Below are 15629 nucleotides of genomic sequence, written 5' to 3' on the forward strand. Positions count from 1 at the left end.
TATGTATTTATACCATTTCGGCATTAATCAATTACCTTTTACACTCACGCCTAATACACAGTTTTTTTTCGGACTACCAAGTCATAACGAAGCAATCAATGTATTAACAACGGCACTGTTTTCTGGTGAAGGCTTTATTAAAGTAACAGGTGAGGTGGGCACCGGTAAAACGTTGATTTGCCGAAAGTTACTGAATGAACTGAGTGACGGTTATGTTGCAGCCTATATTCCCAATCCCTATTTATCTCCGGCTGAATTGAGAAAGTCAGTGGCGGCAGAGTTGAATGTTGAGTTGTCTGAAGGCAGTGACCAGCAAGAGTTTACGCAAAAAATTCAACAGCGCTTAGTCGAGATTCGTCAGAACAATCAATCTGCGGTCTTGATCATCGATGAAGCGCAGGCCTTGCCAGACGAAAGTATTGAAGCACTGCGCTTAATGACTAATTTAGAAACAGAATCAAACAAGTTGCTGCAAGTCGTTTTGTTTGGACAGCCAGAACTCAATGATAAAATTGCTAAACCTGAGTTACGCCAGTTAAAGCAAAGGATTACCTTTTCTTATCAATTGTCACAAATGGACGTTGATCAAATACAACAATATGTAAAACATCGTATGAGTGTGGCTGGGAACAATTCTAACAAGCTATTTAGCCGCGGTGTGTGCCGCAGATTGTTTAAAGCGACCTTAGGTACGCCGCGTCTAGTAAATGTTATATGTCACAAGGCGTTAATGTTGGCTTATGGCGAAGGTAAACAACGCATTTCTAAACGGCATATCAAACTTGCTGCAAAAGACACTGAAGCTGCGTTTGCCGTGCCTCGCGCAACATGGTTTTCGTGGGCATTTCCGTTGACGGCGCTAGCGATCGTGGCTGTATCCGTGTTTTCGATTGCATTTGAAGGACAGTTATTAGACAGCATTGGGCCTTATGAACACGTCATTAGCCTTGTGGCGGAGTGGCGTAGATGAGTGTTGTTAACAAAATGCTCAAAGATTTAGAGGGGCGGCAGCAAGCACAACACGTCAGTGCTGATTACGTGCCGCCAAATACCGGTAGAACAAAGCAACTGTTATTGAGTGTGGTTATTGTAGGATTGGCCGCAAGCACGCTGACACTAGGTATTCAACAATTCACTGCAAATTCTCATGAGCCTAATCAGCCTGAATTTAAAGCTGATGAACCCGCATATGAGCCGAAGCAAGGGGACTTACTAGCAAGTGAGGCCTCGTCTGATGCTGAAACGCAGGAAAAAATCAAACTAGTGACCTCAGACGAGGTTGATACAGGGCAAAATACGCGACAAACAACAAATCATACAGGTCATCAAATAGTTGCTGAACATACAAGTTCCTTGAGTGAGGAAGAGATTCCGTCAAATACTACACCCGACACGTCGCTTGAAAATACACTGGAAATTAAAGCCAGTAGTGGCATTAGTCATAGAGTCTCAGAAATGCGAGCTCGGGCACATATGGCCTTGGAAAATAGGCAGTCGCAAAAAGCGATATCTATTTTGGCGTCACTAACATCACTAGACAAAAAAGATGTGCAAGCGCGCAAGCAATTGGCCTCCCTCTTATTTGCAGAAAATCAAATTGCGCAAGCCTTCAATACACTCCAAGTGGGGTTAACTGACTTTCCAGAAGACAGCAGCATGCGCCTAATGCAAGCAAGAATTGCCTTTAAACAAGGTGATAAGCGCTTAGCGATGAATATTTTAAGAGCACATCCAGACAAGAGTATCGCCAGTGCTGACTTTATGAGTTTTAGAGCAGCATTAGCTGAAAAGAACGGAGAATATAAACAGGCCTATAGCGACTATTCGATTTTGGTTAACCGAGAGCCACAAAATGCAAAGTGGTGGCTTGGATTGGCAGTGAGCCAAGATAAATTATTGATGCAAGATGAAGCGGTGAGTTCTTACATGCAAGTAAGAGAACTAAATCAACTACCCCATCAAGTGCATAGTTTTGTTGAGGAACGCTTACAACTGCTTACGAGACGTTCTTAATGAATCAACGAATTAAGTTACGCCTCGGGGATTTATTGGTTCAAAATGCCCTCATCAGTGACGAACAACTGCAACAAGCCTTAGCTGAACAGCGACAGTCTGGCCGAAAACTCGGTGCTACCTTAATTGCCATGAAGCTTGTGACTGAGCCGCAATTATTAGGGTTATTGTCTCAACACCTTAAAGTCCCACTCATCGATCTAGATAATCATCATGTAAATCCGAATGCAGTAAGGCTGTTGCCCGAAATTCAAGCACGACGGTATCGCGCCTTGGTGATTGAAGATAAGGGAGACAAATTATTGGTTGGGATGAGTGACCCTGCCGACATTAATGCTCTGGATGAACTTAGCGCGAAATTGGCAAAACCTATAGACGTAGCGGTTGTAAGCGAAACGCAATTGTTTTCAGCGTACGAAAATTTCTACCGGAAAACAGAAGAAATCGCCTCTTTCGCGCAAGAGTTGGCGGACGAATATGAGGATGATGTTGAGTTTCAGCTAGATACAGGTGTGGCTGATGAACAAGAAAATGTGGTGGCTAAGCTACTGCAATCAATTTTTGAAGACGCCGTATTAGCTAAAGCCTCAGATATACATATTGAGCCCGACGAAAAACAACTCAGAATTCGCCAACGGGTTGATGGAGTATTGCAAGAGAATATCATTCCTGAGGGCAATATCGCGGCGGCCTTGGTGCTGCGACTAAAGCTCATGTCGGGCATGGATATTTCTGAAAAGCGCCTGCCTCAAGACGGCAGAACGCGTATTACTGTTAAGAATCATCCGATTGATGTGCGTGTGTCTACTATGCCCGTGCACGGCGGTGAATCGGTAGTTATGCGGTTGCTTGATCAATCACAGGGGATCTTGTCTTTGGAACAAACGGGTATGCCTGCTGACATGATCAAACGTTTCAGGGCATTGTTGCATCGTCCACATGGCATGATTTTAGTTACCGGACCAACAGGCTCAGGAAAAACAACTACGCTCTACGGTTCACTAAATGAGCTTAACAAGCCAGAAAATAAAATTATTACGGTAGAAGACCCAATAGAATATCGGCTGCCGCGAGTAAACCAAGTACAGGTGAATCATAAGATTGACCTAACCTTCGCAAATGTGTTGCGTACTACGCTACGACAAGACCCAGACATCTTAATGGTCGGTGAGATGCGTGACAAAGAGACGGTACAAATTGGTTTACGCGGCGCGTTAACAGGGCATTTGGTATTGTCGACGTTACACACCAATGATGCCGTTAGTAGCGCTATTCGTCTCATCGATATGGGCGCCCCTAGTTACCTAGTTGCCAGTTCGCTAAAAGGGGTTGTGGCACAGCGTTTAGTCCGAAAAGTCTGTGATAGTTGCATTTCGGATGTGCAACCTACTGATGAGCATAAAATTTGGCTTGCACATATAGAACCTGAGCTCAGCAATTATTCGTTTAAACAAGGGAAAGGGTGTCAACGATGCAATTTTACTGGGTATCGAGGGCGTATTGGCGTATTCGAACTTCTCGAATTTACCGAGCCATTAATGAATGCGTTAAAAAGTAATGATACTAGCGACTTTAATATTGCAGCTCAACACTCACCTAACTACAAACCGCTTTCTCATGCCGCTTTAGATTATGCTAAAGCTGGGTTAACTAGTCTGGATGAAGTGCTTAAGTTGGTCGAAATGGTGTCTGATGGTAAAGATGAATTAGATGCCGATAGTACGGATAAAATTGACGAAAAAGATACAGGCAGCCAGCAGGAATTAGAAAGCCGCGCTGGGCTACCAACAGACCAAGCTGTAAAACCCAAGAGCCCGCCCTCCAAACCAACGGGTGGTTTAAGCCTTGAGGATATAGATTAATGCAAGCGTTTTTCTATGTGGGTCGCAATAAACAGGGAGATGAGGTCAAAGGTAAAATTGAAGCGTCTGATGAGGGGGCTGCCGTGAAACTTTTGCGTGCTCAACATATAACGCCGATTGATATCGGCACTAAGACGCAGAAAAAAGCCGCGGTAACTAGCGGTACTAAAAATGCAGACGTTAATTTTTTAACGCCATCAGTCAAACTGGGTGATTTGATTATATTTTGCCGACAAATGTACTCGCTGACTAAATCTGGTATCCCAATCATTCGCTCAGTCGCAGGACTTGCGACAACGAAGTCTTTACGTTTGCAGCATGCGCTTAAAGACGTCGTTGAACATTTAGAAAAAGGACGCAATTTATCATCAGCCTTATCGCAGCACCCAAAGATATTCGGTCAGTTATTTGTCAGTATTGTGCATGTCGGGGAGAACACCGGGCAGCTAGACAGTGCTTTTCTGCAATTAGCTTTATATTTGGAGCGTGAACAAGAAACACGAAAGCAAATTAAGTCGGCTACGCGTTATCCGAGCTTCGTTATTATGGCATTGGCCGCGGCATTTATTGTTATGAATATATTTGTCATTCCGGTATTTGCCAATATGTTTACTAAGTTTAATTCAGAACTGCCACTCATGACGCAGATCTTATTAGGCACGTCAGATTTCATCTTGAATCAGTGGTATATCCTAGCATCCATTTTATTGGTATGTATTTTTATAACAAAGCAATACATAAATACCCAAAACGGCAGAATTAACTGGGATCATTGGAAGATCCAAGCACCTGTTGTCGGTGACATCGTTGAGCGCTCACTTTTGGGACGTTTTGCGCGGAGTTTTTCAATGATGCTGCGCTCTGGGGTTCCCTTGACAAGCGCATTAAGTCTAGTAGCTGACGCGATGGACAACGCATACATGGGAGACCGGATACTCCTTATGCGCCGCAGTATTGAAAAAGGCGAAAGCTTAAGCCGAGTCGCTAAATCGAGTGGTTTGTTTACTCCGCTTGTGTTGCAGATGATAGCGGTGGGTGAAGAAACCGGCCGAGTTGAAGAGTTACTTGCGGAAGTGGCGGATTTTTACGAACGCGAAGTTGAATATGATATTAAAACCCTTACGTCTAAAATTGAACCCATTCTTATTTCTGTTGTGGCTGTCATGGTTTTAATTTTAGCACTAGGTATTTTTACGCCAATGTGGGACATGATGGGTGCAATCCGCTAAGTCGTTTGCGATTCAATATTTTTCTGACTGCCAGCGTTTATCTTGAATGCGCAACACCTATTTAGGTTCATTCTTGTCGTGTTGTTGATTGCCTTGTTTATGGCCGGATTTATGCGCTACTTACTCGGGAACAACACACCGATAGATGTCACATTTGCCAATGGTTTTGTCGTTAAGATGAATCACGAATTGCATCAAATATATTGGCAATGGCAACGACAGGGGCGACCAAGCAGCGTTGTGTATGTGCAAAAACGCTATGGCTTTAATACGGAAGCCAAAAACGGTGATGAAAATACGGACGCAACGTTTAGCGTACAACTAAACAAGACAGGCAGGCCAATACTTGGTGATGGCAAGCTAACGCAACATGCATGTGCGGAGTTTATCGGCATATTTGTCGAGCAAGAATTGCTAAATAATGGTTGGAAGGTGTCGACAACCTATCTGAAGAGCTCAAAAAATACCGTCGTAGGTATCGAGCATGAATACGAGATTAGCGATACCAGCTATACAGAAAATCGAGCGCGCAATGACGTGGCCGTGTGCAAATACGAAGTATTAAACAGAACGTTTGTGTATGTTCCTGAGATGGCTAAATTTAAAGAGCTTTAAACTAAAAAGCAATATTTTGATGAACTAGGGTAATTGCATTTATGCAACATAAAGCAATGAACAATAAGAGATTACAAGCTAGCGTGCATCCCCAAAACGCGGGGTTTACGTTAATTGAATTAGTGATTGTTGTCGTGATTCTCGGGTTACTCGCCGCGACCGCTATTCCACCCTTTTTAGATGTTACTGAAGATGCCGAAGATGCGACGGTTGAAGGTGTTTCTGGCGGGTTTGCCACTGGCGTCGGTCTTGTCAGAGCACAATGGGAATTAGATGCAAGACCTAGGTTAAACATCGGCGCAAATCAAACATCTGTCACTATCGACAGAATCGCTATTGGCATTGACAAAGACACTGGCTATCCCACAGGCCAAGTGGATAATGACAGCAGCACAGAAGATGACGCGATATCTGCACCAGATTGTCGCAGTATTTTTACCTTGATTATGCAAAGTTCACCAACGATCACGAATATCTGGGATCCGAGTATTGCTGAAGAATATAGCTATTTCACAAATGTTGAAGCTACCGGTGGGATCGGAGGCAACGATATTTGTCGATATTATTTGCTGCAAACGGTAAAGAATCTTACTTCAGAACCGTTAAATAGTAATACTGGAAATGGATTCGTTTACGATCCACGCATTGGGCAAGTCACGGTGTTTAGCAACAACTAGTCAGTAGTATTGCACCAACTATTCGAGGGTTTTTATTCATGAAACAACAACGCGGTTTTACGCTAATTGAACTTATAATCGTTATTGTCATATTGGGCATTTTAGCAGTCACCGCTGCGCCACGATTTATAGACGTCCAGTCAGATGCCAGAAGGAGTTCGCTTGACGGTGTCGCGGCAGCGATTCAGGGAGCCTCTCAGTTAGTATATGCAAAAGCGGCTATTGCAGGTGTACAAAATGAGGCGGATGATACTGTTACATTAGTCGCCGGGACGCCTGGAGTAAGTGTCGCAACTGTTTATGGTTACCCCGATGCGGATGCTGTTGGCGCAGGTGGTATTGCTTACTTACGACGTTTTGTGGACATAAACGATAGTGAATTTACTATTAGCGATGGCACGACAACCGACAATCAGTTTGTTGTTGTCTTCGAGGGCGGCAGTGCAACTACCACCACCGCCGAACAGTGTCAGCTTACCTTTGCTGATGCAACGGCAAGTGCGCCACCAACAATTACCGTGCAGGGCACGGGTTGTTAATTTTAAGGCTACATCTCACTTAGTTGGCTTACTGCGGTGAATGCAAAATTTATCTCTAGGCAAATCAAATAACAATATAGCTCAATCGGGTTTTACCTTGGTTGAGCTTGTTCTTGTGCTCATTTTATTGGGTATTTTGTCGGTATACGCCGTGCCTCGAATGTTTACCACCGACGGTTTTTCAGAATTCGCGACTCAACAGCGTCTTATTAGTGCGTTAAGGACTATTCAAATTAAGTCCATGCAAGACACATCTTCCAATTATTGCTATCGCGTGATTTTCGATACATCTGCCACCCCTGCTATTGGACCAAGCGTGGCGGCACACGTAGATGGTAACCAAGCCCTTTCATGTGGAAATACAATTGACGCCAATGCCTCTGAATATTTACGCATAAGTGAGGCTGAATTTAGTGATTTTAATTTGAGTCTATTGGCGAGCGACGACGGTGCAGCTATCTCATATCTAGAATTCAATTCACTAGGTCAACCACTTTCATCGGGTGGGCGGTGTGTCAATGCCTGTCGCATTTCATTGAGTGGTCAATCGACCACGCATGTTTGTATTGAGTCCGAAGGTTACGTGCATGCGTGCTAGTCCACTAGGTTACTGCCAAGGTATGCGTCAGAAAAACGCAGGCTTCACACTGGTTGAAATAGTGATTGGTATGGTCTTATTTTCTATTGCACTGGTATCTCTAACAAACGTATTTGTGCCGCAAGCCAAACGTGGTATTGATCCAATTTGGCAGTTGCGAGCGGTAATGCTGGGGCAATCATTGTTAAGTGAAATAGAGGCGAAAGCGTTTGATGAATTTTCTGACCTCGCAGGTGGCACATCGCGTTGCAATGAAGGAGTAAGTTGCACGGCAAGTGGCGCTTTAGGTGCAGAGGAGGTAAGCCGAGATGATTTTGATGATGTAGATGATTTTAATGGTTTGCGCTTAAGTGATTCTGATATTGTCGGCTTACTTGGTGGTTCGCTTACGTTTCAGGGAAACGATATTTACAGGGGGTTCTCAGCGTCAGTCGACGTTTTTTATGATGATAACTTAGACGGTATCAATGACGACGACCTAGATCAAAATGGTACGCTAGACACAGGCTCGCTTGTTGCTAACCGAAAACTGATACGTATAAGCGTGAATACACCTGGTGATCAAAACATTGCCTTTACTGCTGTAAAGGATAACTTCTAATGTTTAATAGCGGCAGAATAAGCGCGGGTTTTACACTTGTTGAGTTAGTTATTGTGATTGCATTGCTCGGCATTGTTGGTGCAGGTACAGCCAAGTTTATTCGCAGTGCATCGGATATATACGTAGATGTGACTGAGCGAGACAGTTTACTCAGAAGCGCTAGTTTTGCAGTTGAGCGATTTACGCGTGAAATATCTAGTGCAGTGCCTAATTCTGTGCGTTTATCTGGCGATGCTAATACACATTGTATAGAATTTGTGCCAGTGAATTGGAGCGCATTTTATTTATCATTACCTATTGTAGGTGAACCTAGTCCAACGGTTGATATCGTCAAAATGACCGATATTGATGATCAAGTCTATACGCCCGACGCTGATGATTTTGCTATGGTATATCCGCTTAATGCCACACATGTCTATGACGCTAACGCAAATAGGCGGCAAATGATTTTAGGCTGTTCAGATGATGGCGATGGTGATTGCAGCACCGATGACGATATAGATTCGGTCGTGCGATTAGAAGTCAGTGAGGGGTTTGCCTTAAGCTCTCCCACCAGTCGACTATATATTGCGGACAATGCCATTAGTTATTGCACACGAAACAATGCCTTGTACCGCCACGTGTCTGGACTATCCAGTGACCAAATACTGTATACAAGTGGGGGACAACTAATGGCAGAAGGTATTAGCAATGATTTGTCATCAAACCCAAGTGCAACCCCCGCCTTAACTGACCCCTTTCAAGTGGTTGGTGCAACACTGACTAGAAACGCTTACGTGCGAGCCAATTTCTTGTTTACGCGCAGTGATGAGCAAATGAGTATCGTCAAAGAGGTACATATTCCCAATGTGCCATAGTCAGCGTCAAAAAGGCAGTATGATTGTTATTGCTATCTTCATTATGGTGGTGCTTACGGTGCTGGCATCGACGATGATATCCGTCATTTCGAATTCGTCGTCGTCAGCGCTTAAAGAAGTATATGGGTTGCGTGCACAGCAATCAGCAAAGGCCGGGTTACAGACCTTAGTTTCGCAGAGTTTCCCTATTGGTAACCCCGTTCAAGTGTGCAATACGAATGTGACGAGTCCAGCCAGTTTTAGCCAAATTGAAGGGTTTTTAGCGTGTCGTTTTGAAGCACGTTGTACCACTGACGTGATTAGTTTTGGTGGTATTACCTACAACTATTATAAATATTCAAGTACAGGTCAGTGTGACTTAGCAGATAGTACCATTAGCCGCACCCTGTCAGTTGACGCAATGGAGGCTTTGTAGACGTGATGTTGGGTGCCAAATACCTACGAACGCTTGTGGCTTTAATCACCAGTTTATTATTTCTGCATCAGGCCAATGCAGCAATATGCTCGGCTGTATTTCCTGACGTTGCCAGTTCATCCAGCCGTGCTGGCGGTATCAGCTTTGATGCATTTGCACAACTTATCGGTACTGATGAATTCATCGATATTCCTATCACCAGAGACGACGCCACTCGAAGTTGCAATACTGACGCTTGTCAATATTCGGGTAATACCTCACAAGCACTTACCTTGCCCAACTTTGCTTATACAAATAGCTCGCAAGATTATTTTGTCCCAATGAATAGCAATGATTCGGTTGCGCAGGGCAATAGAGACCAAATCTTTGTCTATCAAAATTCTACATTGCACATGACCAACAATAATATTGAGTCACGTATTGATGAAATGCACATAGATGATAATAGTACTTTGATACTCGATGGTGGCGTGTACTGGTTCAATTATCTTGATATGGACAGTAACGCAAAAATTGTCGTATCGAACGGTGAGCAAGCCATCATATATATAAACACCAGTAATTTTGAACAAAACTTACGATTTAATTGGGATGGTTTGCCCAATCAATTAGTTGTTGTTACTTACACTAATTTTTCTCCGGCGACTAACACGTTTTTCAAAGGTTATCTGTATTCTAATGCTGATGTTATTTGGGATAATTTTGGTGAATTGGTTGGTGGCGTAAATGCGATCAATATTAGCATTGGTGAGTCGGGGGATTTTTATTTCGATGCCAGTGGCATTAGTACTGCTGAGTTTAATGGTACATGCGTATTAGATGCGAATGTCCCTAGTCCCATTCTATATTATTCGATGGACATGTGTGCGGCATCATCGGCGATCAACGACGATATTTCTGCCAATGACGGCAATGCCTCTGGTGGCACTGGTGTTGGATATACGTCACCCTATTGCCAAGCCGCCTCGTTCGATGGAGCGGATAGTCTTATAGATATTCCTGATGGCCCCATTTTTGATTTGCCCAACGGCAGTATTTCTTTTTGGGTGTATACGAGTGACCTTCGACATTCCGGTTCACCTTCAGCGGGGCGAATGGCGATTTTTTCCAAAGATGCAAGAGGCTTATGGGTGAGCGGTAACCTCACTCTATGGATAGATGACAACGGTAGCGTGCGTGTGCGGCACCAAAATAGCAGTCAAGAGCAATATTTAAATACCACGAATCTCATTCAAGAAAATCGTTGGCATCATATCGTATATTCTTGGGGCGCGCAGGGTATGCATATATTCGTGGATGGGACGTTGTCACAATCATTCAGTGCATTTACTAGCGGCATCGCTTCGGGAAGTATACCCATGGCACTTGGTGCGAGCAGTTGGCAATACGAACCTGTGTCATCGAGTTCTAGAACATCACAGTTGCGTGATTTTTTTAAAGGTTTCATTGATGAGTTTACCTTGTTCAATGTGCAACTGAATGAGGCACAAGTCGCATCAATAAATACAATGTCCAGCCAAGCATGCACGGATTGTACGAACGATCCGGTACTTATTTCTCATTGGAGTTCAGATGTCTGCAGTTTTAGCAATGATGCCCTTATTGACGTGATATCTGGTCACAACGGTGTTATTCGTCAAGGAGTTTCGCTAAATCATGCAAGCCGCTTTTGTCAAGGTTTACGGTTTACTGGTTCATCTTCTTACGCAACGGTTGCGCATCATGATGATATGAAAGTAGCCAATGGCGCGATATCACTTTGGTTTAAACTCGATGATTTAAGTCATTCTGAGCGCAGCCATGCGGGTGGAAACGGTCTATTATCTAAAGACACCATTAATTTTGCAGACGGCGGTCATCTTACTATTAATGTGACGGCGGCGGGCGAGATTAATGTTCGTCATCAAAGCCAATCAGCATCTACCACCTTTACCAGCGCTGACGTAGTACAGGAAGGGCAGTGGCATCACCTCGTATATAGTTTTGGTGCCTTAGGTACACAAATATATTTGGATGGTCAGTTGGTACTTGCCGATAGTTCGCATACCAATGGTTTGCAAAATAATGCAGATGATTGGGTGATTGGTGCAACGTCTAGGCGACGTTCGAGAGGAAACTTCAGTGCCAACCAATACAATGATTTTATGTTGGGCGACATTGATGAAATCAAACTCTACGAGAACCAACCCAGTGGACAAGATGTTGTCGCATGGTACAACGAAAGTGCTAATACATGTACGACATGTAATAGCCTGTTAGCGCATTATTCTTTTGATGAAGTTGAATCTAGTGCTATTCAGGTATCAGATATATCGGGGAACAATCGAGAGGGGGAGTTGGACAGTCTACTCGACGTAATATTGCCTACAGATAATGTGTATTGCAAAGGGTTTCAAGCCGATGACAATACTACCTCGGCAGAACAGGTGTATTTTGATACCAAGGTCGACGCAAATGAGTTGGGTGATCAAGGCGCTATTTCGTTTTGGTTCAGATACCCTAATAACTGGAATGATGGTCAATCGGTCATGCTGTTTGATGCCTCGAATCCATCTGCAAGTGGTGGTGCAAAGTACTTATTTTTAGCTAAACGCAATTCGGGTGCCTTACGTTTTGGCATTGAAGATATCGACGATATTGGGTTTGATATCGATACTACAGCATTTACGTATCCAGCCAACGAATGGGTGCATATTGGTGTGCAATGGAACATGGATGCGCGGCAGTATCGTGTTTTCGTAAATGGGGCTGAGGCCATCGAGGCTTCATATAGTAGTGGTCGAGGGATTGCTGATCTAACGTCAATTGTCTTTGGTGATAACAAAAGTACCTATATTGTCAATGAGATGTCTGATAATGCGGCGGGCGGTATTTTTGATGACATTCGTTTGTACAGTCAAGCCGTTGATGAGGCGCAGTTTAAAGCGGATTATGATGATGCTACGCCATGTGATGCAGTAAATCACTACCGCATTGAGCACCCAGAAACCGCAACAACGTGCACGGATCCTTCGATTGTCATTAAAGCCTGTGCAAATGATACCTGTTCTGAACTAGTGAATGACAATGTGACCTTGCAGATGACGCCCTCAGACGCATGGCACAATTCCATTGTTAGTTTTAGTGGTTCGACAACAATCAGCTTACAGCATCGCACGGCAGGTAATCTAACGCTGGGAAGTGATAGGCAATCTCCCATTGCGCCAATTCGATGTTCATCAGATTGTGAAATTACATACCAAGATGTTGGTTTAGAATTTTTTAATCGTAGCACGGGTGGCACAGATTTTTCAGCCGCTGCGTTTGTTGCAGAAGCGGCATTGACGCAGGTTGGCGTGCGCGCGATTGGCGGCTCGGGGGGGAGTTGTGAGGCGCTTGTCGATGGTGATCAAACGTTGGATTTAACGTACCAATGCATCGCTACACCCGATGCGCCATATACGCCCTCAACCTGCAACGTACCATTTGCCGGCATCTCATTGTCGAGTGGGAGCAGCCATTCAGGCACTATTACCTTGCGCTTCGATGAAAATGGGGAAGCAGATTTCGGCGATTTTAGTTTTGCAGATGTCGGGCAGCTACAACTATCAATTTCTGGAGAGGTTAATGGTGCAGTAATCAGTGGTGCGAATACCACTTTGAAGCTTATTCCCGATACCTTACAAATCACTGGTGACAATACTTCAGTGATACCAGCGGGAACTGCTTTTAATTTACGTATCGAAGCGCTTGGCGCTAATGCCAATGTCTTACCAGGCTATCAAAATGCAGCATTTGGCGCCGCGGTTGTTCGACAACTGCCCATGGGCAGCAGCGCTGTGGACGCAGCATTTTACTTAGATGAAGATAATAATTTGCAAAGCGCGATTGCCAGTGCGTATACCAATTTGCCTGCAATTCATTTTTCGAATGGAGCGTACACGTCTAGCGAAGCGTTCATGGAAGAGTCTGGACAATATGAGTTGAGTGTGCGAGACGAAAACTACTTGGGCAGTACAATTGGTTCAAATACCTTACAACTTGGTCGCTTTACACCAGCCTATTTTGATGTTCAGGCCAATCAGCCAGAATTCACGGATAGTTGTTCTGCCGCATTTACATATGTCGGGCAAACGTTTGCTTATAGCTTTGCAACGCAACCGGCGTTAACGGTTACTGCTTACAACACACGAGGGCAAATCACACAGAATTATGCGAATACCGAATGGCGTCTAAATCCTACGCAATCAACCATTAATAGCGCATTTTTTTATAGCAGTGACGCCGTTTATTCTGGGGATTTAATTGTAGAAAACATTGGGCAAGGCCCGCGCCAGTCAAATATCAATGTATATGATGGCATAGGAACATTCGAAATAGATAATACAACATTTCGCTATGAGAAAGTTGCATCGCCGACAGGGAATGATACCTCGCCATTTGACGCAATTGTCAATTTAAATATTAGCGCCAACTTTTTTACAGACAGCGATGGTATTTGTTATCAGACCTCATACCCTAGTGTTTGTTCCGCTTTAGATATTCAAGATATAACGGGCACGCAAATGCGATACGGGCGTTTGCTTGCAGAAAATACGTTCGGACCTGAAAATACAAGCCTACATGTGCCATTAAAAGCCGAATATCTAGATGGCGGACAATGGCGAGTGAATGACCTGGATAGTTGCACTTCCATCGATTTAGCAATGTCTAGACTTGATATTCGTTTGAGTCATGACACAGAAAGCAGTAACAATCTGGTGTCTCGAATAGACGGTTTGACGTCAACTGGCAACCTTACCTTTGGCTTATCTGATGCCAGTGACCTCCAGATTGCGCCTGTAATAGCGAGTGGTGAGGCTGTCGCGGGTTCTTTTTTCTTGCATTTAGTGCCGCAAAATAGCCTTGAACACTGGTCTGAACATCTAAATATAGACTGGGATCAGGACGGAGATATTGACGATGAAGACACGCCAACGGCGGCAGTGAGTTTTGGGCTTTTCAGAGGAAATGATAAAACCATTCATTGGCGAGAAGTGTTCTAAGCTCTGTCTATAGACAAAAGCTTAGCAAAACAGTAAGCATCGCTTGCTCTAAGGCCACTGCGTTGGTAAAGTTAGGAAATTATGTCAACTTAACATTGGCCGTCGAATATTTAGTCAATGTGAACCACAAACAAACAATAATAAAGGCATTCCATGTTCAAAAAGCTTCGAGGCATGTTCTCAAACGATTTATCAATCGACCTCGGCACAGCGAATACGCTGATTTACGTCAAAGACAACGGAATAGTATTAAATGAGCCCTCGGTTGTTGCCATTCGTCAGGAGCGGGCCGGTGGCCCCAAGAGTGTTGCAGCGGTAGGGCACGAAGCAAAACAAATGTTGGGAAGAACGCCTGGTAACATTAAGGCTATTCGTCCAATGAAGGACGGCGTGATTGCCGACTTTTATGTGACTGAAAAAATGCTTCAACATTTTATTAAGCAAGTACATGACAACAACTTCTTAAGGCCTAGCCCAAGGGTATTGGTTTGCGTACCTTGTGGTTCTACCCAAGTTGAAAGACGAGCAATACGTGAATCAGCATTAGGGGCAGGTGCTCGTGAGGTATATCTGATTGATGAACCTATGGCGGCGGCTATTGGTTCTGGCTTACCGGTATCAGAAGCAACCGGTTCAATGGTTGTTGATATTGGAGGGGGTACTACCGAAGTCGCTATTATTTCACTGAATGGCGTTGTGTATTCATCGTCGGTGCGTATTGGTGGTGACAAGTTTGACGAAGCAATCATTAACTATATTCGTCGTAACTTTGGTTCACTTATTGGTGAGGCAACTGCTGAGCGAATCAAACACGAAATTGGCGCTGCATATCCCGGTGAGGAAGTTAAAGAAATCGAAGTCCGTGGTAGAAATTTAGCTGAAGGTGTTCCACGAGGGTTTAACCTTAATAGCAACGAAATTCTAGAAGCGCTACAAGAGCCGCTTTCTGGCATAGTAAGTGCTGTGATGGTTGCGTTAGAGCAGAGTCCTCCTGAGCTAGCGTCAGATATTTCAGAACGTGGGATGGTGCTAACAGGCGGTGGTGCACTTTTAAAAGATTTAGACAGGCTTCTCATGGAAGAAACCGGTATTCCTGTAGTGATAGCCGATGATCCTCTTACTTGTGTTGCTCGCGGTGGTGGTAAAGCATTCGATATGATCGATATGCATGGCGGTGACCTGTTTAGTTACGAATAAGC

The 15629-nt window shown here is 44.1% G+C and carries 13 protein-coding genes; all 13 read left to right on the plus strand.

All coding sequences use genetic code 11. The features are described from left to right. The first annotated feature begins 1 nt into the window (after position 1). Positions 2 to 970: an ExeA family protein gene (locus tag QQK00_RS15870; RefSeq protein WP_284218643.1), complete on the plus strand. Its 969-nt coding sequence runs from the start codon at positions 2 to 4 to the stop codon at positions 968 to 970. Continuing rightward, positions 967 to 2013: a tetratricopeptide repeat protein gene (locus QQK00_RS15875; RefSeq protein WP_284218644.1), complete on the plus strand. Its 1047-nt coding sequence runs from the start codon at positions 967 to 969 to the stop codon at positions 2011 to 2013. Before QQK00_RS15870 ends, QQK00_RS15875 begins: the two co-directional genes overlap by 4 nt. After that, a complete protein-coding gene (locus QQK00_RS15880) occupies positions 2013 to 3875 on the plus strand; it encodes a GspE/PulE family protein (RefSeq protein ID WP_284218646.1) in 1863 nt (620 codons plus the stop codon). Before QQK00_RS15875 ends, QQK00_RS15880 begins: the two co-directional genes overlap by 1 nt. Next, positions 3875 to 5104: a type II secretion system F family protein gene (locus tag QQK00_RS15885; protein ID WP_284218648.1), complete on the plus strand. Its 1230-nt coding sequence runs from the start codon at positions 3875 to 3877 to the stop codon at positions 5102 to 5104. Before QQK00_RS15880 ends, QQK00_RS15885 begins: the two co-directional genes overlap by 1 nt. 42 nt (positions 5105 to 5146) lie before the next feature. After that, complete coding sequence (locus QQK00_RS15890; RefSeq protein ID WP_284218650.1) at positions 5147 to 5719, plus strand: hypothetical protein; 573 nt, start codon at positions 5147 to 5149, stop codon at positions 5717 to 5719. 56 nt (positions 5720 to 5775) lie between these two features. Beyond that, positions 5776 to 6396 carry a pilus assembly FimT family protein gene (locus QQK00_RS15895; RefSeq protein ID WP_284218652.1) on the plus strand — a complete coding sequence of 207 codons (621 nt, stop codon included), beginning with the start codon at positions 5776 to 5778 and terminating at the stop codon, positions 6394 to 6396. 38 nt (positions 6397 to 6434) lie between these two features. Beyond that, the gene (locus QQK00_RS15900; protein ID WP_284218659.1) at positions 6435 to 6935 is read left to right on the plus strand and encodes a prepilin-type N-terminal cleavage/methylation domain-containing protein; all 501 of its coding nucleotides are present in this window, start codon (positions 6435 to 6437) and stop codon (positions 6933 to 6935) included. Between the two features lie 40 nt (positions 6936 to 6975). Continuing rightward, positions 6976 to 7533 carry a prepilin-type N-terminal cleavage/methylation domain-containing protein gene (locus QQK00_RS15905; protein WP_284218661.1) on the plus strand — a complete coding sequence of 186 codons (558 nt, stop codon included), beginning with the start codon at positions 6976 to 6978 and terminating at the stop codon, positions 7531 to 7533. Further along, the gene (locus QQK00_RS15910) at positions 7523 to 8134 is read left to right on the plus strand and encodes a type IV pilus modification PilV family protein (protein ID WP_284218662.1); all 612 of its coding nucleotides are present in this window, start codon (positions 7523 to 7525) and stop codon (positions 8132 to 8134) included. The genes QQK00_RS15905 and QQK00_RS15910 overlap by 11 nt, the downstream gene beginning before the upstream one ends. Continuing rightward, positions 8134 to 8991, plus strand: a complete 858-nt coding sequence (locus tag QQK00_RS15915) for a type II secretion system protein (protein WP_284218664.1) — start codon at positions 8134 to 8136, stop codon at positions 8989 to 8991. Before QQK00_RS15910 ends, QQK00_RS15915 begins: the two co-directional genes overlap by 1 nt. Continuing rightward, complete coding sequence (locus QQK00_RS15920; RefSeq protein ID WP_284218665.1) at positions 8981 to 9406, plus strand: type II secretory pathway component; 426 nt, start codon at positions 8981 to 8983, stop codon at positions 9404 to 9406. The genes QQK00_RS15915 and QQK00_RS15920 overlap by 11 nt, the downstream gene beginning before the upstream one ends. 35 nt (positions 9407 to 9441) lie before the next feature. Further along, positions 9442 to 14430 (plus strand): laminin G domain-containing protein, encoded by a 4989-nt coding sequence (locus QQK00_RS15925; RefSeq protein ID WP_284218666.1) that lies wholly within the window; start codon positions 9442 to 9444, stop codon positions 14428 to 14430. Positions 14431 to 14583: 153 nt separating this feature from the next. Next, complete coding sequence (locus tag QQK00_RS15930) at positions 14584 to 15627, plus strand: rod shape-determining protein (RefSeq protein WP_284218667.1); 1044 nt, start codon at positions 14584 to 14586, stop codon at positions 15625 to 15627. Positions 15628 to 15629 lie beyond the last annotated feature (2 nt).

It is taken from the genome of Agaribacter marinus (genome assembly GCF_030160655.1).
In the GTDB taxonomy this organism is placed as follows: Bacteria; Pseudomonadota; Gammaproteobacteria; order Enterobacterales; family Alteromonadaceae; genus Glaciecola; species Glaciecola marina.